This window comes from Bacillus kexueae, from assembly GCF_022809095.1.
In the GTDB taxonomy this organism is placed as follows: Bacteria; Bacillota; Bacilli; order Bacillales; family Aeribacillaceae; genus Bacillus_BZ; species Bacillus_BZ kexueae.
This window is the reverse complement of the sequence record NZ_JALAZE010000008.1, coordinates 40,003-61,786: the sequence shown is the minus strand read 5'-3', so window position 1 is coordinate 61,786 and position 21,784 is coordinate 40,003. Positions and strand designations below refer to the sequence as shown.

At 37.0% G+C, this 21,784-nt stretch carries 21 protein-coding genes and 1 pseudogene; 3 read left to right on the top strand and 19 right to left on the bottom strand.

Translation table 11 applies throughout. From position 1 onward, the window contains the following. Positions 1-17 precede the first annotated feature (17 nt). The 14 genes and pseudogenes from ML543_RS13070 to ML543_RS13005 form a co-directional block, all read right to left on the bottom strand. Positions 18-692 (bottom strand): TerC family protein, encoded by a 675-nt coding sequence (locus tag ML543_RS13070; RefSeq protein WP_243387891.1) that lies wholly within the window; start codon positions 690-692, stop codon positions 18-20. Between the two features lie 417 nt (positions 693-1,109). After that, complete coding sequence (locus ML543_RS13065) at positions 1,110-1,616, bottom strand: ferritin (RefSeq protein WP_243387890.1); 507 nt, start codon at positions 1,614-1,616, stop codon at positions 1,110-1,112. A 70-nt stretch (positions 1,617-1,686) separates the two neighbouring features. Then, entirely contained in the window at positions 1,687-2,607 is a 921-nt protein-coding gene (locus ML543_RS13060; protein WP_243387889.1) for a tyrosine-type recombinase/integrase, read from the bottom strand. Between the two features lie 376 nt (positions 2,608-2,983). Beyond that, on the bottom strand, positions 2,984-3,616 hold the full coding sequence (locus ML543_RS13055; protein ID WP_243387888.1) for an NUDIX hydrolase: 633 nt from the start codon (positions 3,614-3,616) through the stop codon (positions 2,984-2,986). Positions 3,617-4,062: 446 nt separating this feature from the next. Then, the gene (locus ML543_RS13050; RefSeq protein WP_243387887.1) at positions 4,063-4,689 is read right to left on the bottom strand and encodes a GDSL-type esterase/lipase family protein; all 627 of its coding nucleotides are present in this window, start codon (positions 4,687-4,689) and stop codon (positions 4,063-4,065) included. 144 nt (positions 4,690-4,833) lie between these two features. Continuing rightward, positions 4,834-5,034 (bottom strand): hypothetical protein, encoded by a 201-nt coding sequence (locus ML543_RS13045; RefSeq protein WP_243387886.1) that lies wholly within the window; start codon positions 5,032-5,034, stop codon positions 4,834-4,836. A gap of 53 nt (positions 5,035-5,087) precedes the next feature. Further along, positions 5,088-5,772: pseudogene (locus ML543_RS13040) on the bottom strand (class I SAM-dependent methyltransferase). An 89-nt stretch (positions 5,773-5,861) separates the two neighbouring features. Then, entirely contained in the window at positions 5,862-6,482 is a 621-nt protein-coding gene (locus tag ML543_RS13035) for an NUDIX hydrolase (protein ID WP_243387885.1), read from the bottom strand. A gap of 120 nt (positions 6,483-6,602) precedes the next feature. Continuing rightward, complete coding sequence (locus ML543_RS13030; protein ID WP_243387884.1) at positions 6,603-7,583, bottom strand: ABC transporter permease; 981 nt, start codon at positions 7,581-7,583, stop codon at positions 6,603-6,605. Next, on the bottom strand, positions 7,576-8,490 hold the full coding sequence (locus ML543_RS13025; RefSeq protein ID WP_243387883.1) for an ABC transporter ATP-binding protein: 915 nt from the start codon (positions 8,488-8,490) through the stop codon (positions 7,576-7,578). Before ML543_RS13025 ends, ML543_RS13030 begins: the two co-directional genes overlap by 8 nt. Next, positions 8,483-9,289 (bottom strand): SGNH/GDSL hydrolase family protein, encoded by an 807-nt coding sequence (locus ML543_RS13020; protein WP_243387882.1) that lies wholly within the window; start codon positions 9,287-9,289, stop codon positions 8,483-8,485. Before ML543_RS13020 ends, ML543_RS13025 begins: the two co-directional genes overlap by 8 nt. A 98-nt stretch (positions 9,290-9,387) precedes the next feature. After that, on the bottom strand, positions 9,388-10,443 hold the full coding sequence (locus ML543_RS13015; RefSeq protein WP_243387881.1) for an FAD-dependent oxidoreductase: 1,056 nt from the start codon (positions 10,441-10,443) through the stop codon (positions 9,388-9,390). A gap of 63 nt (positions 10,444-10,506) precedes the next feature. Further along, complete coding sequence (locus ML543_RS13010; protein ID WP_243387880.1) at positions 10,507-11,853, bottom strand: MATE family efflux transporter; 1,347 nt, start codon at positions 11,851-11,853, stop codon at positions 10,507-10,509. A 97-nt stretch (positions 11,854-11,950) separates the two neighbouring features. Further along, positions 11,951-13,141, bottom strand: coding sequence for a cytochrome P450 (locus ML543_RS13005; RefSeq protein ID WP_243387879.1), 1,191 nt, complete (start codon positions 13,139-13,141; stop codon positions 11,951-11,953). A 163-nt stretch (positions 13,142-13,304) separates the two neighbouring features. Here ML543_RS13005 and msrA point away from each other — a divergent pair, with 163 nt between their 5' ends. Both msrA and ML543_RS12995 read left to right on the top strand, forming a co-directional pair. After that, positions 13,305-13,832 carry a peptide-methionine (S)-S-oxide reductase MsrA gene (msrA, locus tag ML543_RS13000; protein WP_279326671.1) on the top strand — a complete coding sequence of 176 codons (528 nt, stop codon included), beginning with the start codon at positions 13,305-13,307 and terminating at the stop codon, positions 13,830-13,832. A gap of 337 nt (positions 13,833-14,169) precedes the next feature. Continuing rightward, positions 14,170-14,880: a DUF421 domain-containing protein gene (locus ML543_RS12995; protein ID WP_243387974.1), complete on the top strand. Its 711-nt coding sequence runs from the start codon at positions 14,170-14,172 to the stop codon at positions 14,878-14,880. Between the two features lie 225 nt (positions 14,881-15,105). Here the strand turns inward: ML543_RS12995 and ML543_RS12990 are convergent, their stop codons facing one another. From ML543_RS12990 to ML543_RS12980, 3 genes are all read right to left on the bottom strand, one after another. Then, positions 15,106-15,999: a phosphotransferase family protein gene (locus tag ML543_RS12990; RefSeq protein ID WP_243387878.1), complete on the bottom strand. Its 894-nt coding sequence runs from the start codon at positions 15,997-15,999 to the stop codon at positions 15,106-15,108. 21 nt (positions 16,000-16,020) lie between these two features. After that, a complete protein-coding gene (locus ML543_RS12985) occupies positions 16,021-16,701 on the bottom strand; it encodes a hypothetical protein (RefSeq protein WP_243387877.1) in 681 nt (226 codons plus the stop codon). Between the two features lie 76 nt (positions 16,702-16,777). Beyond that, a complete protein-coding gene (locus tag ML543_RS12980) occupies positions 16,778-18,325 on the bottom strand; it encodes an FAD-dependent oxidoreductase (RefSeq protein WP_243387876.1) in 1,548 nt (515 codons plus the stop codon). A 141-nt stretch (positions 18,326-18,466) separates the two neighbouring features. Here ML543_RS12980 and ML543_RS12975 point away from each other — a divergent pair, with 141 nt between their 5' ends. Then, positions 18,467-19,090: a hypothetical protein gene (locus ML543_RS12975; RefSeq protein ID WP_243387875.1), complete on the top strand. Its 624-nt coding sequence runs from the start codon at positions 18,467-18,469 to the stop codon at positions 19,088-19,090. A 114-nt stretch (positions 19,091-19,204) separates the two neighbouring features. Here the strand turns inward: ML543_RS12975 and ML543_RS12970 are convergent, their stop codons facing one another. Further along, positions 19,205-20,119, bottom strand: a complete 915-nt coding sequence (locus ML543_RS12970; RefSeq protein WP_243387874.1) for a proline dehydrogenase family protein — start codon at positions 20,117-20,119, stop codon at positions 19,205-19,207. A 77-nt stretch (positions 20,120-20,196) separates the two neighbouring features. Further along, positions 20,197-21,744: an L-glutamate gamma-semialdehyde dehydrogenase gene (gene pruA / locus ML543_RS12965; RefSeq protein ID WP_243387973.1), complete on the bottom strand. Its 1,548-nt coding sequence runs from the start codon at positions 21,742-21,744 to the stop codon at positions 20,197-20,199. Between the last annotated feature and the right edge of the window lie 40 nt (positions 21,745-21,784).

Sequence of the window (21,784 nt, the reverse complement as noted above, 5' to 3'; positions counted from 1 at the left end):
TTTGCTCTCCTTCAGTGTTAATTCGTATTTACCAGATCTTTTTTCTTCGACAGTCTGCTAATGAATAACACTCCACCAACAACGACAATTGGAAGTAACCATTTGATCCAAACGTTTTGTGCAATAAACGGTTTAATAAACGGTTCATCGAGCATCATTTTCGCAGCAGTATAGGCTATTACTGCGGCCCCTACTGTAATGATAATTGGAAAACGATCAATCCATTTTAGAATTAACGTACTTCCCCAAATTACGATAGGAATGGAAACAATTAGCCCGATAATGACTAAGGCAAAGCTTCCATGTGCAGCGCCAGCAACTGCTAATACATTATCGATACCCATTAACGCATCTGCGATAACAATGGTTTTGATGGCACTCCAGAAGCTGTTTCCAGATTGAATATTATGGGACTCTTCCCCTTTTAGTAGCTTAAAGGCAATCCATATAAGTAGCAAACCACCGATAAACAATAAACCTGGAATTTGGAGTAACCATACAACAGCTAACGTTGCGACAGAACGAATAAAAATCGCCCCAAATGTCCCCCAAATGACCGCTTTCTTTTGTTGTTCCTTCGGTAAATTCCTAGCAGCCAGCCCTATGACAATGGCATTATCGCCAGCTAACACTAAGTCAATGATAATGATTGATACTAGTGCTGACCAAAAGTCGGGTGTGAAAAAATCCAAACGTCATCACTCCTAAATTGATGCAACATCGACGTTCTTTAACAGTATGGCGTTATGTGGTGTAAATCATGTTGTAAGATTCTTTCCATTAAAAAACACAGGCTTAAAGAACCTGTGCTTTTTTACATTTAGTTTCATTCTTCTTCCTTTTCCCGTACATAATGTATGTATAAACAATTATTACGATGAACGAAAGGCCAATAATATACAACCCATTCCAATCACTTGAAGACCCAGTTATTTTCCATACTTGAAACGGAATAGTGAGAAAGAATACAAAGAATAATACACCTATAATCATTTGGCGAAAAGCTTTCATTAATTTATTCGAAATTTTATCAGACTTCGCTATTCCTAAAATCGACAAATGAAAGCCTACACAACTAATTGCAAGCAAGGCCCATGACAGAATAGAGTCTATTGCTCCTCTGGTGTAAAGGTACGAGCTGCAAATTCACGATCTAATAAAAACATGCCGTTCGTATCGTTATTAATACGCTTCAATTTGACGATGATATTATCAAAAAGCGCTTCCTCTTCAATTTGTTCATCGATGTACCATTTTAGGAAATGGATTGTTCCGTGATCACGCTCGTCTAACGCTAAATCCGAAAGAGCGTAAATGCGTTTCGTCACTTCCTTTTCGTGTTGAAAAGCGGATTCAAAGCAATCTAAAATGGACTGAAAGTCATTTTTCGGAGAACGATATCCAGAAATAATGGCACGCTCCCCGATATCATTTAAATAATTAAAGATTTTCATTCCGTGAAAACGTTCTTCTTCTGCTTGAACTAAGAAGAAGTTGGCAAAGCCATCCCAGTTTTCCGCTTGGCAATAAGCGGCCATAGCTAAATAAACATTTGCAGATTCGAATTCAAAATTCATTTGATCAATTAGTCCTTGTACAAGTTTTTCACTTGGCATGATGTAGTCTCCTCTCAATGTATCTCTCCATTAGGATACCACAAATTTTGGTACTTATCAGGTAAAAAAGTTACATCATTTCATTAAAAACAGCAATCGCTTCTTCTTTTTGTTTATCGGATACATGAGTGTAGATTTGTGTTGTATTGATGTTTTCGTGGCCAAGTAGCTGCTGTACCGTACGTAAATCAATTCCTCTTTTGACTAAATACGTGCCGAATGAATGACGCAGCTTATGACTTGATAGCGGCTTCGATTGTAAGTATTCAAAACCATTTGCTGTTTGTAGTTTTTGAAAAGCTTGTTTTGTGACATGTTGAATCGTCCGATTGGCAATCCGCTCCCCTTTTCTCGTTAAAATTAACGCATGTTCATGCCCTTTTTGAGGTGTTGGACGATGATTCGCTTCATATTCTATTATTTGGTCATACACCGGATTCGCTAACGGTAAAAATCGGGTCTTATTCCCTTTTCCTCTTACGATTATTCCTTTTTGACTACGATCAATGTCACCAATGTTTAACGCAGATACTTCCATGACACGCAATCCACTATAAGCCATTAACATGACAATAAGCTTATTGCGAGTATATAAACTTGTGCGTTGTATGGAATTAAATAATACTTTTAATTCTTCCTCATTTAAATAGGTAGGAATAGAATCTTTTTTTGATTTAGCAGGGTCTACTTCCATTGCCGGATTCCTAGTTGCCAGATCATACTTCATCATTGCTTTAAAAAATAAACGAATTGCCATTAATCGTCGGTTTCTACTTGAAACACTATTCGATTTCTCGTTTCGCAATGAACGCAAAAACAAATGAATATCTGTCTTTTTAATTTGACTGATTGGAACGTCATTCCCCTTAATCGAAATTAAATACTCAAAAAACATCTTTAGATCATGAACGTAATGTCTTTGCGTATTGCTGGAATACCCCATATCCTCCATATACATTTCAAACATATCAATGCATTCATTTCGTTCCATTTTTGATGTCTCCTTTTAGACATTTAGCTACACAAGAAATTCCATTTTATTGCGTATAATATATCTTACACGCAATAAAAGGTGTTTGAAAAGGGAATTTTGAAGAAAAATGAAGGTTTTCCTCATATTGTTCAAAACTTTTATTATAGAAGGTATTAGCAATCGAAATGGTGACGATAAAGATGAAGAATGAAAGATGTGTTTAATCAATTGCTTTAAGCTACATTTCGTACACTGGATCTTGCCTTTCCCCAACCTTTATTAAATGAAATACAAAAAACAGTTACCTAGGTTTTGAAAAGTTTTAAAGTCTTTTTAACTAATATTAGCTGTCCCCAAAAAATATTTTACTGTTAAGGTTCATTTTCTCTTAGCATTATATATTCTTTAATTCTAGATCAATTAAATCTAATACCCTTACTACATAGCCTTCTTCATGTGGTAGAAAATGATGCTTTCTTATTGTTTTGTTTATTTTTTCTTTTTTTCCATAACTATTAACTTCAATTCCACTCGCTTGAATTTCATGAATATTCCCTTTCCAAAGATTACAAAAAGAATGGAATTCTATTTTCAACACTCCTGAGACTTCTTCTGGTTGAAAAATATATTTATCCTCTAATTTTTCATTACTTATATATAAAAATACATTACCCAACTCTCTATCTACAAAATTATCTTGAATGATCTCATCCTTGATAACTCCTAGTGGAATTAGGTCTTCAAAGTATACTTTTAATCCTAGTTCTTCTTGTAGCTCTCTTATACCGTCAGAAACACACTCGTTAAATAAAATATGACCAGCTGCAGAAATATCTAATAGATTAGGATAATCCTTTTTATGTTTACACCGTTTCTGAAAATGTATGTAATCTCTTCCTTCTTCCCTGCTTATAATCCAACAATGAAACGTTTCATGCCAGTACCCCTTTTGGTGAACTTCATTACGCGATGCTACGCCTAGGTGATTCCCTTTAGCATCAAAAATATTAAGGTGTTCTATTTCCATATTTTCAAAACTCCTTTTCTTTCAGTTTTTTGATATGCGAAGAATTTTTCGTTTCATTAGTTCGTCAGACGATTTAATTTGTTTCGGGGAAATTTCTAAAACTATTATAAATATTAAATCACATTGTTTTCCATTTTGATACATTTATTTCCTTTTTGTTGTTGAGAAAGAAGATGGTTTTCATTTCTATTTCTTTGTTTGTGTTCTGTTTTAATCTAAACGCGTCTATATTTTTTAGTTCGGAGCTTCACCATATGTTTTTCACACCTTTGTAAAATGAGAAAAAACACCTCGAAAATCTTTTTAAGGGAGGTGCTTTTACATGTCATATTTTATTTTGTAACTTGATTTCAAGAAGCAACGGTTTATTCCGTGAAACCGTTTAGTATACGTTTTTTTTAATGGTTTTAAAATTAGGTATTTCTGACATGGATATAAAAAAATCACTACTTCTTTTTCTCGATTTCAAATAACAACTGGGCCATTTTTTGATAGCCTAAATCATTAGGGTGAACGTGATCTATAGACAAATATTCTTGTTTATGATGTCTAAATAGGGAATACACAGGTATAATTTTGACGTATGGTTTTGAACTGTAAGAATGAATATGCTGGTTAAATGCACGAATCCATTTTTCAGCAAGAGGAATTTGCGGAAATGGGTTATATAAATCGAGGATCATGATGGAAAACGGATTGCTCTTTCCTTTTGCATCGTAGATTGTCGCTAAAATACGCTTGTAATTTTGACAGCATTTTTTTAACGCTTGAATAAAAACAATTTGATTTTGTTGCTCTTCATATGTTTTCGTTGCATCTATCAAATCGTTTCCTCCAGCAGTAATCGTAATGATTTCTGCTTCTTTAACACGGTTCATTACTGTTGGCTGTTGAAAAATACTTAATACTTCTTCTGAAGTAATTCCCGATTTTGCATATATGTCTGGACATACATGTTCTTCGTAATGTGATTGCATTTTGCATGCAAAACGATGAACGAAACCTGGTGACATGAAAGAAGCGCCTACACCCACCGTAAGTGAATCTCCTACAGCTACATAATCTATACTCATAACGACTCTCTCCTCAGTTTTAGCCTATTGTCATTGTATTCCTTACGGCTGTAGGAGTGATTTTTTGGGTTAATCCAATGTGTTCACGAACAAACAAAATTGTGACTTTAAATTTAGTTTTTCTTTTCGTAAAACTAGCCAATTTTAATCATCAACTTCTTCATACGGAATGTCTTTTTTTGTTTCGTTTAATTCCATTTTAGTAGAAGAATCCGTCTTTTCACCACGCTCAAGATCGTTGAAAGGCGTGTAATGATTAGAGGGTACTTCCATTTTCTTACGTAACATTTTATCGAGAATGACGACGATTGATCCCACTATGACAGCAAGGAAGATGAATTGCATTTTATCACCTCTTAGATATATAATGAGCCACATGGCTTTAAAGACCAAGTGGCTTAAAGATTTTTTTCGTAGGAAAAAAGAAGGATAAGAGGAATTCGTTGTCTTCGTTTATATTCTTCTTCGCTTGAAAAATTTTCATGTTTAGGTGTTCCTTCTCGTAAGTCTAGAATGGTAAATCTACGATTTGTTAAGGACTGAAAGTAATGTTCAATCGTCCGATGGTATTTGACTACCATTTTTTCAATCCAACGCTCTTTTCTTTCCCCTTCTTTAAAATAATCATCAACAATCCAATTGCTTCGCTTATCATTACACTGTTTACTTAGAAATGAAGATGTCGTAAGAGGGTGTTGAATACTAAAGACAAATTTCCCTTCCCTTTTTACCGTTTTATATACTTGCTAAAAAGAGTTGGTCAATATCAGATATGTAGTGAACGACCATTCGGGATGTAACGATATCAAACTGATTGAGTGGAAATGAGTAGGATTCAAGTGACTCATGAATAATTTGACCTTTATCTTTCTGGATGTTTTTTCTCGCAACTGACACCATTTGAGTAGATCCGTCAACACCGATATAAGCGGCTGCCCCTTTCTGAAGCAATTCTTTTCCAAATGTAGCATCACCACATCCTAAGTTTAAAATCGCTTTGTTTTGGACATCGTCTATTAATTCGAAAATAATAGGTTATTCAATTGCGTTGTTCGGACTATCTTTTCTTCCTCTCCTTTTCATAAAATTTGTGAAGAAGTCTTTTTGATCATAAATACTTGCTCCTTTGAACTCCACGTCAAAAACCACCTTCCATCTTACTAAATGAATATCTATTGATTGTTAATGATTTTGATAAAGTGATGTACAATTTTTGCGGTTAGCCCCCAAATCACTTTATCCTTATATAGATAAAATAATTCGTCAAAGCCCCTTATTTGCCATGGGTAGTTTTTACCTTGAGGAATGAGATGAAAGGGAAAGGATTCTTCTGGTTCTGGTTTTAAATTCACATGGTAACAGTTTGGCTCATTCGTTAGAAAATAGGCTAATGGAACGGAAAAAATTTCTGCTACTTCGTCATCATTTGGTTTGATTGATTCAAATGGTGTATGTAAAAAACCTGCGTATAGATGTAGTATCATTTGATTCGGACTGACGATATAGTCTAGCGGAAAGATAGTTGATATAACTTCCGGCGTTATATTTAATTCTTCGATTGTTTCTCTTATGGCAGCTCCTTTTGAGTTTTGATCTGTTTTATCAACCTTTCCACCAGGAAAACAAATTTCTCCAGGCTGCCGACGTAAGGATGCCGACCGTACTTCGAATAGTAAATGATCTTCTCTGTTCCGCTTAATAATTGGAACGAAGATTGCGTAGTGACGAAATTCGGATTCCCCCATGATTGTTGGTGTTCGATTTAATAACTGGTCTGAAAGCCAATCTTTCATCTAAAAAAATTCCTTTCTTTTTTCTTTCTTATCTTTTTCGGTAGAAATTCATGAATTCCTTCTCCATTAAATCTTATTGGAAAAAGAAAAGGGGCAAAAGCGCCCCGAGTTTCTTCCTATTTAATATACATCTTTACGAGTAAATGAATAGAACGCAATGAAAATCGCAGTAGCTCCCCACGCTGCTAAAACGGAAATTGAAAACCCGAGGGTCATTCCTTCAATGGGTGGAGCAAACCCACGTAAGTAATCAGTTAATCGGAGGTTAATCATAAATAAATATTTAGCAGATTCCCACGATGAGATTGTATTGGATAAAATGACACCGGAAATCAGGCTAGCTAAAATAATTCCCATCACAGCAGCAGTGCTCCGCATTATTACAGAAAGCATAAATGTTAACGATCCTACTATAATGGCAACGAACCAAACGAGACCAGCTTCCATTAAAATGTATTGCCATTGAGGAATTAAATGAACATTTTGAGTTGAAAGCTCTCCATTCACAGACTCAAACCCGCTTAAGATAGGTAAATTCCATCCGCCATACCCTAGTACAATTCCTGAGATAAGGTATGAGAGTAAAATGACAATCCATACGATGAGTGAAACAGATAGAATCATGGCTAAAAGTTTACTCAGTAAAATTCGCGAACGTTTAACCGGCCTCGTTAAGAGTAGTTTAATAGTTCCCCCACTTGCTTCTGATGAAACTAAATCAGCTGCGATCACCATAACAAGGAGTGGGATAAATAAGTCGATTGCATTCTCTAAGAAGATTCGGATAAACGTTGGTGCACCAGGAGCTTGCGGATTAATGTTTTGTTCCAAATAAAATTTTTGTTGATCAATTAGCGTCCGTAAATATTCTTTATACTCATCAGACATACTGCTTGAATTCAATCGGTTCTCCGCGTCGATAATATCTTGTTGTAATTGGGCACGCCAATCGGTCGTTCCGAGTCGTTCGGTAATCCGTTGAATTTCTCGAAACTGTGCATATGTAAACATTGCAACAAGTACCGCGACAATTGCCGAAATAATTAATAACTTTCGTTTCCGGCTAATTTTAATCATTTCATTGAAAATTAGGTTAATCAATGGTCTCCCCCCCTGTAAGTTCAATAAATAAATCTTCTAAGGTAGGGAGCTTTGGACTCATTTCCTTTACCGTAATACCAGATGAAACAAGCTTTTCATTCCATTCTGGTATTTTATTTTTGTATAAAGGGGTGAGGAGCTTTCCGTTTTCATCCTCCGTAACATTTACTTCTTCCCCCAACAGAGCGTATGCTTCTTCTTTTGGCTCCACTTCCCATACCATTCGCTCTCGTTCGGAAAGTAATTGTTGGACGGTATCAACCTTTATAATTTCTCCTTTTGACATAATTGCCACGCGATCACACATCAATTGAATTTCACTTAGCAAGTGAGAAGAAACGAGCACGCTCAAACCTTCCTTTTCAGCAAGGGAACGGATGAACTCACGCATTTCACGAATACCGACTGGATCCAATCCGTTTGTAGGCTCGTCCAAAATTAATACATCGGGCTTACCGAGAAGTGCTTGCGCAATTCCGAGTCGTTGTCGCATTCCAAGGCTATATGTACTCACACGATCATCAATCCGGTTTTGAAGACCAACAAGCTCTACAACTTCATTAATACGTAAAGGTGAAATCGATGGTACCATGCGAACGAAATGTTCCAAGTTCTCACGACCTGTTAAATACGGGTATAGTTCAGGGTTTTCTACGATACAACCGATATGTTTAATCGCTTTAGTGAAATCCTTTTCAAGGTCCTGTCCACCTATGGAAATACGTCCTTTTGTTGGTCGAATTAAACCGACTAACATACGAATAGTGGTTGTTTTACCAGCTCCGTTTGGTCCTAAAAATCCAAAAACCTCCCCCTTTTGTAGTGAAAAGGATACTCCTTTTATGATGGTTTTTTTGCCGATTCTTTTAACTAAATTTTCGACGATTAACGTTTCTTTGTTACTCACTTCCTTCGGCCTCCTCTTTAAATGTAATTAAGGAAGCGACACGTTCTCCCATCAATTTATAACCATTTCCGTTTGGATGGAATTGGTCTGTGTATAGGTAATCTTCCAAATGAAGTTCAAAAATGTCATAAGTCGGAACCGCAATGATGTTATCATACGAACTAACAACATTCGCTGAGTGAAAATTCCATTCCCTAACAATATTCGTTGTCGTTTCTTTTTCAAGAATTTCACTAAATGGATTGTACAAAGAAACATAGTATATAACGGCTGTTTTATTTACAGAGCGGATGCTTTGAAAGATTGCATGTAAATTCTCAGTAAATTTATCCTGTGTAGAAGAAATTTGTTCCTTGGACAAATCTCTTAAAATGTTTCCGCTTTGGAATAAATCGTTTCCGCCAATTGTCATCATAATTACATCTGCCTGCGCAATTTGTCGTTTGACTTCTGATTCTTTTAATTGTTGTATAAGCTCTTCTGAACGTAATCCTCGTATAGCAAGATTAGATACGTTAATCTCTCGTTCTGTTCGCTGTTTAAGTTCATCTACCGCGAAACCTACGTACCCCTTCCCATCTTCGTCACCGATTCCTCTCGTTAATGAATCACCTAATGCAACGATGTGTAAATGGGATGAGTCTTTCTTTACGTTGGTTTCTTCTTCCTTTTCCTTTATTAAAGATGATATGTTCGATTCTCGTACGAGAAATTGATCATAAACCATCACACCAAACCCTGCTATACATAAAGATGTAGCAAGAGCTGAAGTGATCGTTAGTGCTTTCCATACTTTCAAAATCTTTCTCCTTCCAAAAGTAATTTTTTTAGAATAATGAATGAATTCTACATATGTCTTTCGATTTCATATCGTATATTTCCTTCTTTGAATTCGACCTAGTTGTTTTGATAATTCTTCATGAATGATTGATCAATATAGTGCTTTAATAACCAAGGAATCCTTCCTTTCAAAACAAGGGAATGATAGACGAGAAGTGCTTGTCTATTCCCAACGGAAAGAATGGATAAATAGCGTTTTTGAGGTCGATACGCGATTAATGGCTTGTTATTTAGTAATCGTGTAATATTTTGGAGCAATATCGGTCCTTGTTTCACAGCAAACACACCGTTTTTCGGCAATCCATTCTTTGAAAAATGAATGCAATCTCCTGCACCTAAAATGTGAGGATTGTCGACACATTGCAACGTTTCCCGTACGTGCAAAAATCCATCCTTCGTTGGTAAAGAAGATTCCTCAAAAATAGGAGGGGCAGAATTACCTGTTACAGCTAGTAAGCTCGTATATGGAATCGTTCGTCCAGCATTGGTTGTAATGGTGGTATTTCCAACCTTTTCAACCTCTTCATCTTCCATTACTACTAAGTCTTTCAAATAGTGTCTTAACTTCTGTCTTGCTTTCGGATTCATATTGGCTAACAGCTTTGATTTAGAAATAATCGTAACGGAATTAGGATAACCGTTATTTTTTCGCCATACCGCTAATGAAAGTGCGAGTTCAACACCCGAAGCACCACCTCCGATGATGACTGGAAGCTTCGTAGAACGCAACTGATGGATAGAGCTTGGAAATAAATAATTAGGTTTAATAGATAAGCTATTCGGAAGTGTAGGAATTATGGATCCGATATCAAAAGATAATATGTCGTATGAAAGTCTTTTTCCATTTGATAACAAAATTTCTTTTGTATTGGAATCAACTTTATGTACTTTCCCCATTAAAAAGGTAACATTCGTTCGATTACATAAGTCTTGTAAATCGATTTTGATTTCTTCTTCCGAATAGATCCCTTCTGTATAACTTGAGAACATTCCCGAATAATATTGATATCGGTCTGGTGATATTAAAATAACGTTACTTGATAGTAATTCCCTCGCATGTCTAATGCAGTGAAGGTGTGCGTGGCCACCTCCAACGAAAACAACTGTTTTCAAACATTCCCCTCCTTTCTACCTATAAGTGTACGATTATCTGCTTGGCTAGTACCGTAATATGTCTTACATCTTCTCTTTATCTTCAAAAATCTTTTTCTCCCTCCATCTACCTTTCTGGTAATAAACTAAAACCAACAGACTACTTATGACAAAGCTTATTGCGATTCCAATGGCAATGCCATCTTCTCCAATTAAAGATGAAACCCAATAAGTAATGGGGTAACGAAGCAACCAGAAAGATAGAATGTTGAGAATGAGTACAGGGTACATTGCTCCTGCAGCTCGTAAAATACCATTTAACATAAAGTTAATTCCTAAAAACGGATAAAAGAATGCAATCGTCGTTAAGTAGGATGTACCAAAGGATATTGCGCTTTCTTGGCGGACAAACCATTCAACCCCATTTTGACCTACGAAAACAACCACACAAGCTATCATCGTCATCACGAGAAAGTTATAAAGCGTTCCGTATTTCGCTATTTTATTTACTCTTTCCCAGTTCCTTGCTCCAATATTTTGTCCAGCCATACTTGTAACCGCCGTACTCAAAGCGAAAGCAGGAAGCATAATTAAGCTGTCTAAACGTTGCGCAGCAGCATAGCCAGCTACCACCTCTTCCCCAAATGGTGTTACAACACTCATAATCGCCATGACGCCTCCAGTTACGACCGTCATTTGTAGGCTAGCGGGAATTCCTAATTTTAAAATCGTTACCACTTCACCTTTTTGTGGAATAGAGAGCTTTATAAACGGGATTAACTTTTTTCGAACAGCTAAAAAGCCACCGTATAAAAAAGCAATTCCTTGAGAAACGATAGTAGCATAAGCGGCTCCATCAATCCCCATTTGAAAATACGATATGAATAGCGGATCTAAAAACGTATTACAAATAACCGCCGCGGCTACAAAACGAACTGGTGTCCGACTATCACCTAGTGAACGAAATAAGGTTCCAATAAAATTATAGCCGAATAAAAAAATGACCCCCATAAAATGGATTTGCAGATAACTATTCGCCCCGACTATCATGGAAGAAGGTGTTGTTAAAGCCGTTAAAATCCATTCGCTACTAACATAACCACTTATTCCGATAACAGAGGCAAGAATAATGAACAGAACGACAAAAGCATTAATGAAGCGTTTAATTCCTTCCTCATCTTCCATTCCTTTTTTCTGAGATAATATTGTCATAGTCGCTTGATTCAACCCGATCATAAACGCTAACATTGTAAAAATAACCGTTGCGGAGACGGATACAGCTCCTAATGCTACATCCCCCAATAGATAACCAATCCAAAGGCTATCTATTAATTGAAACGATGTTTGGAGTAGATTCGTGAAAATAATCGGCGTTGAGAACACGATGAGTTGTTTCATGATATTCCCATTTGTAAAATCCTTCTGGTTCATTCGAATCATTTCCTAACGTATAAGTGATAGATTTATTGTAACAAAAAAGCAACTGAATTTGGTTTCAGTTGCTTTCATTACGCACTTTTTCATTTCACTACGTAGTAACGGTACAAGATTTAAGAGCTCTAAAACCAATGAGCCTTCTCCACTTTACGGATTGTTCATCCAAAGTGGAATTTGGAAATGTTTGAAAAAAACGTTCAATGGTGATTTGAGCTTCCATTCTCGCGAGTTGGGAACCGATGCAAAAATGGCTACCCGCTCCAAATGCAAGATGAGGATTATGTCTTCGGTCGATTTTAAAACAGCTTGGATTTTGAAATATGTTCGGGTCGCGATTAGCTGCCCCTAAAAAAAGATACACCTGATGTCCACGTTTAATGGTCTTATCCCCCATCACCACGTCTTCTTTTGCATATCTAGCAGTAATTTGTGTAGGGGATTCATAACGGAGTACTTCTTCCACTGCGAACGGTATCATTTCTTGACTTTGAATGCATTTCATTCGTTCCGAATTGTGAAGGTGTAAATGATATAAAGCATTCGCAATTAAGTTAACTGTCGTTTCATGACCGGCCACTAAGAGCAAGATTAGTTGTGACGCGAGTACCTTTTCATCTAATCCTTCTTTTTCAGCAATACGACGTATGTAGGAATCTTTTGATATACCGCCTTCTGAGGTATATAGATGATGAAAATAGTTGGTTAACTCTTTAATAGTTTCGTTTCCTCGGTGTAAAAGATTTTGTGTCCGGGTAAAATCAATTACACGTAATAAGTCGTACGTCCACTTTTGAATTTTCGGGCGAACGTGAGAAGGTATACCGAGTATTTCTGAGATAATAAAACTTGGAATGGGATAGGCTACATCTGATACAACATCGATATATGACCGGTTTTTTAATTGATCGATCGTTTGATCGACAACTTGAAGTATAAGTGGACGCAAATCTTCTAACATCTTATGCGTAAAGGCAGGTTGAAAGATTGTTCGGAGCTGTTGGTGTTGTTCATCATTTTGATAGAGCATCATGTTTTTTTGAGCCTTTTTTAAGTCAGCGAATTCATGGGTGTGACGAGGTAATGGAGAACGGACGCGAAAAAGTTGATGTTTCAATAGGATGGTTTTGACTTCCTTATAACCTGTAATGACCCATCCTGGTTGTGGTAATGTATTTAGCCATAAAATGGGATGCTCATTTCTCCATTGATGATAGAAAGGATATGGATTTTTCAAAAATTGTCTTGATAATATAGATGCTTTGTTTGTATCGACCTTTTTCATGAATATCTCCCTCACTTAATTTGAGTAAACTTAAAATGATTGATAGTTAACAATTATTTTACCATGATTTTCATAAGTTGTTAAAATAGGAGTTAAATTCTTTGCGGAAATTTTCGATGAATGCTAAAATTTGAAAAGTATGTGTTGAAATGGAGTGATAGAATTGGCAAAACGAGAAAAAGCGACGTTTGCAGGTGGATGCTTTTGGTGTATGGTGAAACCTTTTGATCAATGGAATGGAATTCATGAGGTAATTTCAGGATATACCGGTGGACATATAGAGAACCCTTCCTATGAAGATGTGAAATCAGGAGAGTCCGGTCATTATGAAGCAGTTGAAATTACGTTCAATCCAGACATTTTCCCGTATGAAGAAATATTAAAGATTTATTGGCAACAAATAGACCCAACAGATGATGAAGGTCAATTTTTCGATCGTGGTCCACAGTATCGAACAGCCATTTTTTATCATTCGGAAGAACAAAAGGTTAAAGCGGAACAATCGAAACAAAACCTTGAAGAAAGCGGAAAATTTTCAAAACCGATCGTAACGAAAATTTTACCAGCTACACCTTTCTATCCTGCTGAAGAATATCATCAAGCATTTTACAAAAAAAATCCTGAGAAATATAAACAAGAGCGAATCGAATCCGGTCGCGATGCGTTTATCGAAAAACATTGGAAATCATAAGTTATTGCCATGCCGCCTCTTGGGCGGCATTTTATTTGTTACAGAAAGTTTAAGTTCAATAAAGTGTTAAAGTATTCTCTTTACAGTTTTTTTGGTTTCTAGCTCCAAGCGCCATCAGCTCGGGTCGCTTCGGCCCTGCTGTGGCGACGGAAGCCTCCGCAGGTCCTCCAGCGCCAATCGCCAAAGGATTTGCGCTTTTTCTTACTATCTCCTAAATTTAAATGAAAGTACAACACTGGAAAAAATTCCGCCTTTTCTACTTATTGTTAATATTTCCACTGTACCTGTGCCATGATAATGTTTAGAGGTGATCGAAGTGGAATTCGACTATTTGGCAATGCTGAAAGTGTTAGGGCGAATTATAACAATCTTACCTTTAGCTCTGTTTGCAACGCTTTACATGGGAAAACGCTCCATTGGAGAGCTCCCGATATTCGATTTTTTAGTTATTTTAACGCTTGGTGCGGTTGTCGGGGCTGATATTGCTGATCCAGAAATAAATCATATTTATACGGCTATTGCAGTTGTTGCCATTGCCATTTTGCAAAAAATGATAGCGAAATTAAAAATACGAAGCCGTAAAATTGGCAGGATACTGACATTTGAACCGACCATGGTCATTTATGATGGGAAATTTCTAGTTGAAAATATGAAAAAAATCAGTTATTCAATTGATATTGTGCTTATGATGCTTCGAGAACAACAAGTCTATAATCTTGAAGATGTTGAAATCGGAATCATAGAGGCAAATGGAATGTTATCAGTCAAGCTGTTTCATCAAAAAGAAAATGCTCGTGTTGAACATATCCAGAAGAAAATCTCCTCATCTTACAAAGGAATTGATGTGCCCGTCATTATAGATGGTGAGGTTTATGAACATGTCCTTTCGACTCGTAACCTAGATGAAGATTGGCTTGTGGAAGAATTGAGAAAGAAAAATGTGTTGCGGTTGAATGATGTATTTTATGCAAGTTTAAATGATTATAATGAATTACATGTAAGTTGTAGGAATAATAAGGTTACCTCCCTTCCCCCGCTGTTTCACTAAAAGATGCAGTATATGAAAAAAGGTTGTTCACTCTATCGGAAAATAGTTGAACAACCTTTTTGGTTTCGCCAACTCTAGCAAAGGCCCTCATCTTTTATGAATCAACAACAAGCTTTTTCCTGGAGAAAGTCGAGCTCCTTTGCATGCGGCAGGAGTTAAGTCTTCCTTCTACTTAAAGTAAAAATGCCCCTTTCCTTTAACAGCAACAATGTATACGAAAACAGCTTATAGAGAAGAGATATTCTTTGAAATATTGCGTATCGCATCGTTAACAAACCATCGATGAAGGTTTTTAAAACGTTCTAATGTACGATTATCTAATCCCCATGAATCCATCTTGGATGCTGGTCGTAAAGCTGCAACCAAATCCCAAATTGGAAGGGAGTAATATTGGAGATGGGGCATGTATGATTGGTAATAATGTGTAAACTGAAACATGGCTTCTTTTCCGAAAGCCCATAATATTTCCAGTCGGGCATTCGCTACATCTGATAATGGATCACCAATTGCAGCATCTTCCCAATCAATTATGGAAACAATCTTCCCTTTACTCCATAAAAGATTTCCAGGCCAAAAGTCCCCATGAAGTAATCGTTTCTCGTTCTCTTTTTTCTTTTGCCAGTTTTGTCGTAATGTTTCCCGAATTCGAGGTTCTTGCAAACTGTAATCCATCGTTTGAGGCGGATTTTCCAACCGAAAATCCAAGGAGTTCGTATAATCTAATAGAAAGAAATGAATGGCTTGAAAGTCATTAATTTGATGAATTTCTGCTAATGTTTTGGCAATTGTATTCATGTATTGGTTAAGATTTTTGAATAAATTTATCTTTTCATGTTCTATATATTCCATTAACAGTCCTGTTTCATCATAGAGCAAAGGCGTTGGGACAGGAATCTTTTTGTTTGTCAAATAAGAAAGAATTTGAAACTCTTTCATCAAAACGGATTGGTAGATTGCTTCGCTCCCCAATTTTCCTTTTTTCAGTACTAACTTTTTACGTTCACCGGACATGCTGATGACTTCGATTCCTTCTACTGTTGCAGAAACACCACCCTCTAATGACCAAATTCGTTCGATTTCTCCTACTGATTTAACTAAATTCGTCAGTTGTCGTTCCATAAGATGCCTCCCCTGAAAGATTTATTGGGCAATAGTACGAGAAAAATCTTTAACGTGATGTCCTGAATGAATCTTTACCGCTCCAACTGACGTGCTATCGATGTCAAATGAAAACCCACTCTTTAAATTAATGACTGTATTAATCTTCACTTGCTTAAATTCATCCCCTTTCAATGTAACTTGGAATGGTCCCTCTTCATTTAAGGCAGCAGCAAGTGCAGGTTCAAAAAAGCCACCCCTTTCACTGAACGTAATGTCAAAAGTCGTTTCTTGCTCTGAATGATTCGTAAATGGGAGACTACAAGCTGCATTAATCTTCAGATCTTCTATTCTCGTAAACTCACATCGTCCTTCAAATGAATCGTATTCTACCGCATAAATCCCTTCTGCAACATACTTTTCTAATATACCCGCTAATGAAGAAGGAAATGATGCTGTAAAGATGATTAACATTAAGGTCATCGTCCCTTTGAAACGTGTGATGGAACGTGTTAAAAGAAATATACCAATGATGAGGAAGATGAATGCTGCAATGCTTACTAGTTGTAACCCATTTTCGAGTGAAATCGGTAAATGCAATGTGTCAAAAATAATCTCCCCAAAAACGTATCGGTGTGGGAAAGGAAATAAAAGAACCATGGTAAAAAAGAAAAATAATAACGAGATGATAAAACAACGTTTGTTTTGAATCCAGTTTTCCATAAAATATACTCCTGTTTTACTAGTTTCTTACATTTTAGCATGTATTCTTTTTAGTGGATATATAAAAACCCGTAGATTATACGGGCTTATCCATTTCATCTATATAATGTTCATAAGTTAAAGGTTTGTCTGCTGGGCCTTCAATCACTTGACCTTTATAGGAAAAACGTGATCCATGACATGGGCAATCCCACGTTCGATCACCAGAATTCCAAGCTAGTTCACAGCCTAAATGTGTACATGTCGTATCAACAATATGAGTTACGCCATTGGTACATTTATAAGCTCCCTTCCGCTCACCGCCAAAGTCGATGATTGCTCCTTCATCCTTTTGTAATTGGGAGGCTTTTTTCGTTGGGAAGACAGCTTTTCCTTTAATGTAATGTTTGGCTACGTCACTGTTTTGAATAAGCCATTGCTTAACGTCTACTTTCGCATGAAAACGGGTTGGTGAAACGACATCTTCAAAAGGATTTTCCTTACCTAAAATTAAATCCGTTAGTAAATGAGCAGCAGCTGTTCCATTGGTCATGCCCCATTTATGAAAGCCAGTTGCAACAAATATATTATCTGTGTTTTTAGTCATTTTTCCAACATACGGAACTTTATCAGATGTCACAAGATCTTGTGTTGACCACCGAGCTAGATACTTATTCATTTTGAAATGAGTCGAAGCAAATTGTTCTAGTTCCTTATAGTGGAGTAGCGTGTCTTTGCCTTGACCGGTTTTATGATTTTCACCCGTTATGAAAACCACTTCTTCCCCGTTGAAAATGGAAGAACGGATGGAACGCCGTGGTTCTTCAACATTAACATACATTCCCCCTTTATACGCCGACTTCATCTTGCAAGCGATGACATAAGCGCGTTCAGCATACATCCGAGCAAAGTACAGTCCCTTCCAGTACATGGGAAAATGAGTTGCTACTACAACAAAATCAGAAACAATAGTATGCATTTCATTCGTGATTACCCTTACTTTTTTTCCTTCTTTTATTTGGGTTGCTACAGTATTTTCAAAGATGCGTATATCCATATCCTTCATTTCATCAAGCATATGTTGCAAATATTTTAGTGGGTGGAATTGGGCTTGCTTTCGAATTCTTACTGCGCCTAAGGAATCAAAATCGTGCGGCATTTTTTGCACGAAATCACCACTGATTTTTAATGCTTCGTATGCAGCTTGTTCCTTCATTAACTTATCGAGGTTTTCATGAATGCTCGTATATAAAAAGGCATCTTCTTCTTTCCAATGACAATCTACTTTCTGTTCATTTACCCACTTTCTCATCCAGTTGAGTGCATCTTGATTGGCATTCACATATTTTGAAGCCTTTTCCACTCCAACATTTTGGATCAATTCATCATAATAAAGGCCGTGTTGAATGGTGACTTTCGCAGTCGTATGCCCTGTCGTTCCATTTAACACGCTCCCTGCATCAACAAGAACGACTCGGTGCCCTTTCTTTCCTAATAAGTAGGCAGTCGTAATCCCTACTATACCAGCCCCAATTACAGCTACTTCTGCATTTACATCAGCTTCAAGCTTTGGAAAAGGTGGGAAAGCGGTATCTTGACGCCATATCGGTTCTGGATACATTGGCCGGTTCACGTCTTTTTCCATTTTATCACTCCTTTTACTCTTCCATAATTTGCATTAAAGATGATGAATTTATGTATTCATATGAAAATTCTTCCACACAATTCCATCCATAAGTGATAGAATAAAATTTGAAAATAATGGATTGATGGAAGGGGCTTTTGTGTGAAACGACTACTAATATCCTTAACATTTAGTTTTCTCATCCTTTTTAGCATTAGTTGTACACCTCTCAATGATGGAGGAAAGAGTGTCAACAGTACTTCCACCTTAATTGTTGAACCTCTTTCTCTAACTGAGCATGAAAAAAGCCTCATATCAAAGACGGGAATTGAGAAAATCGAGTATTTTACATTAAACGGAGGATTAGCAGATCATGATGAAGTTGTATTAGAAGTTGTAACAATTGAAAATGGAAAACAAGACTCTTTTGTTGTCTCTACGCTTCACTCTAATCAATTGTCTGACAATGAGATTTATTCCTTCTCTATAGAAGAAGATTTTAACAATAATATGGTGAGTTTGATTACTGGTATTCCAGGTGGCTGGGTGGAACACAATTTTTCTTTAAAGACTGATACGTCTACATTTGGTTCAATACTCTCAGAAAAAGTCATGCTGGAAAAAGATAAACCTGTTTACCTCGCTGGATGGCAAGGAACCATTGAAAATGGCCTAGCTGGTTTATATGTAAAGGAAGATGGAACACTTTCTGATTACCTACTTAAAGCAGAACATGCATTATTATTACGAGTGACATTAACGAATAAAAAAGACGCAATAGAGTAATATTCTAAATAATGCATTCGACTTCGACTCCAAAAGGAAAAGAAGGATAGATTTTATCTACCCTTCTTTTTTATTGAGAAGAAAATATGGAGATTGTCTAAATTGAATGTGACATTATTTGGAGAAGAATCCTCTAAATGCGAAGGCGACGTTTTGAGGTCTCTCAGCTAAACGGCGCATAAAATATCCGAACCAGTCGTCACCAAATGGAATATAGATGCGAACTTTATACCCTTCCTGTGCTAAGCTCTGTTGCATTTCCGTTCGAAAGCCGTATAGCATTTGGAATTCAAATTGAGAATTTGGAATGTTATGTTCTTTTACAAATTCCTTTACTTTTGCAATGATATGATGATCATGTGAAGCGATCGCTGTGTAGCTTCCGCTTAATAAATGCTCTTTAATAATGCTCATATAGTTTTCATCAATGTCTTTTTTGTCTTGGTATGCGACTTCAGGTGACTCCTTATAGGCCCCTTTTACAAGGCGTAATGGTACACCTTTTAAATCTTTTACATCGTCCATCGCTCTGAATAAATAAGCTTGAATAACCGTTCCGACATTGTCGTACGTTTGACGAAGTTCTTGTAAAATATCTAACGTCACTTGGCAACGCGCGTAATCTTCCATGTCGATTCGAACGAAAATATCATATTTTTTGGCAGTGTCTAAAATTTTTCGCATATTGTCTAAACAAAACTGCTTGTCAATATCAAGACCAAGTTGCGTCATTTTGACAGACAGACCACTTTTTACTCCTGATTTTGCAATCGCTTCCAAAGTTCTGACACAATAATCTGTAGCTTCGCTCGCTTCATCGCGATTGTTGACGAACTCTCCAAGGTGGTCAAGCGTTGCGACTAATCCTTTTTCGTTTAACTTTTTAACGGCTTCAATTGCCGTTTCAATCGTTTCTCCTGCTACAACTTGAGAGGCACCAAATTTTAATCCCCATTTACGAGCCGCTTTATTTAAAGCTTTACTTTGGGATAGAGACATAAAGAAGTTTTTTGAAATGGTTTCTAACATATTAACCCCCCGATTCTATGATGTTTAAAAATGGGGGCAACGCCTTGGTTGCCCCTTGATTTCCTTTGCGTTTTGGATTAAAGCATTTCAGATGTTGTTTTAGCTTGCATGTGAAGTAATAAGTAGTCAGGTCCACCTGCTTTAGAATCTGTTCCAGACATATTAAATCCACCAAATGGTTGATAACCAACGATTGCTCCTGTACAGCCACGGTTGAAGTATAAGTTACCTACATGGAAGTCTTCACGTGCTTTCTCAATGTTTGCACGGTTGTTCGAAATTACCGCACCTGTTAAGCCGTATTCTGTGTTGTTCGCAATTTCAATTGCTTGATCGAAGTCTTTTGCTTTCGTAAATGCGACAACTGGTCCGAAAATCTCTTCTTGCATGATGCGTGCTTCAGGTGCAACATCAGCAAATACTGTTGGTTTAATGAAGAATCCTGTAGTGTCGTCTCCTTCTCCTCCAACCATTAACTTACCTTCTTCTTTTCCAATTTCCACATATTCCATAATCTTGTTGAATGCGCTCTGGTCAATCACTGGTCCCATAAATGTGTTTTGAGAAGTTGGGTCACCGACAGAAAGTTCTTTCGTTAATTCCACCACACGGTTTAATACTTGATCGTACACATCTTCTAAAATGACGGCACGTGAACAAGCAGAACATTTTTGTCCAGAGAAGCCAAATGCGCTAGCCACGATGGATTGTGCAGCTAATTCTAAATCTGCTTCTTTATCGACAACAATCGTATCTTTTCCACCCATTTCAGCAATAACACGCTTTAACCATTTTTGACCAGGGTTAACTTTTGCGGCACGCTCATAGATACGTACTCCTACTTCACGAGAGCCAGTGAAGGAAATAAAACGTGTACGTGGATGGTCAACTAAGTAGTCACCAACTTCAGCACCGCTTCCTGGGATGTAGTTAACAACCCCTTTTGGTAGTCCAGCTTCTTCTAATACTTCCACAAACTTCGCAGCAACAACTGGTGTTAAAGATGCTGGCTTCAATAAAACAGTATTACCAGTTACAACTGCTGCTACTGTTGTTCCAGCCATGATCGCAAATGCGAAATTCCAAGGAGGAATGACAACTCCAACCCCTAATGGAATGTATCCGTAACGGTTGTATTCACCTGGGCGGCTGTTTACTTTCACACCATCTTTAATTTCAAGCATTTGACGACCGTAGTATTCTAAGAAGTCAATTGCTTCTGCAGTATCAGCATCCGCTTCTTTCCACGGTTTACCAGCTTCTTTTACTAATAAAGCTGAGAACTCATGCTTACGGCGACGAATAATCGCAGCTGCACGGAATAAGATGTCTGCACGGACTTCAGGTTTTACTTTGCTCCACGTTTTAAACGTTTCGTCCGCAACTTGCATAGCTTTTTCCGCTAAATCTTTGTTAGCTTTGGAAACGCGGCCAATTACTTCTTCCTTATTAGCTGGATTGACAGAAACAATTTTTTCATCCGTTGTTATACGTTCACCACCGATAATGAGTGGATAATCTTGACCTAAATAAGATTCAACTTTTTTCAAGCCTTCTTCAAAAGCTTTTTTATTTTCTTCGTTTGTAAAATCTGTAAATGGTTCATGTTTGTATGGAATCATGATACCCCTCCTATTTGGTCTAAAAAATTTCTCACTTTCTTAA

Excerpts from the sequence above, each read along its gene's own strand:
- ML543_RS13065 (WP_243387890.1), bottom strand. The coding sequence starts at position 1,616 with ATGCCAAGTGAAAAACTTGTACAAGGACTAATTGATCAAATGAATTTT.
- ML543_RS13060 (WP_243387889.1), bottom strand. The coding sequence starts at position 2,607 with ATGGAACGAAATGAATGCATTGATATGTTTGAAATGTATATGGAGGAT.
- ML543_RS13055 (WP_243387888.1), bottom strand. The coding sequence starts at position 3,616 with ATGGAAATAGAACACCTTAATATTTTTGATGCTAAAGGGAATCACCTA.
- ML543_RS13050 (WP_243387887.1), bottom strand. The coding sequence starts at position 4,689 with ATGAGTATAGATTATGTAGCTGTAGGAGATTCACTTACGGTGGGTGTA.
- ML543_RS13045 (WP_243387886.1), bottom strand. The coding sequence starts at position 5,034 with ATGCAATTCATCTTCCTTGCTGTCATAGTGGGATCAATCGTCGTCATT.
- ML543_RS13035 (WP_243387885.1), bottom strand. The coding sequence starts at position 6,482 with ATGAAAGATTGGCTTTCAGACCAGTTATTAAATCGAACACCAACAATC.
- ML543_RS13010 (WP_243387880.1), bottom strand. The coding sequence starts at position 11,853 with ATGAACCAGAAGGATTTTACAAATGGGAATATCATGAAACAACTCATC.
- ML543_RS13005 (WP_243387879.1), bottom strand. The coding sequence starts at position 13,141 with ATGAAAAAGGTCGATACAAACAAAGCATCTATATTATCAAGACAATTT.
- ML543_RS12995 (WP_243387974.1), top strand. The coding sequence starts at position 14,170 with ATGCTGAAAGTGTTAGGGCGAATTATAACAATCTTACCTTTAGCTCTG.
- ML543_RS12990 (WP_243387878.1), bottom strand. The coding sequence starts at position 15,999 with ATGGAACGACAACTGACGAATTTAGTTAAATCAGTAGGAGAAATCGAA.
- ML543_RS12985 (WP_243387877.1), bottom strand. The coding sequence starts at position 16,701 with ATGGAAAACTGGATTCAAAACAAACGTTGTTTTATCATCTCGTTATTA.
- ML543_RS12980 (WP_243387876.1), bottom strand. The coding sequence starts at position 18,325 with ATGGAAAAAGACGTGAACCGGCCAATGTATCCAGAACCGATATGGCGT.
- ML543_RS12970 (WP_243387874.1), bottom strand. The coding sequence starts at position 20,119 with ATGTTAGAAACCATTTCAAAAAACTTCTTTATGTCTCTATCCCAAAGT.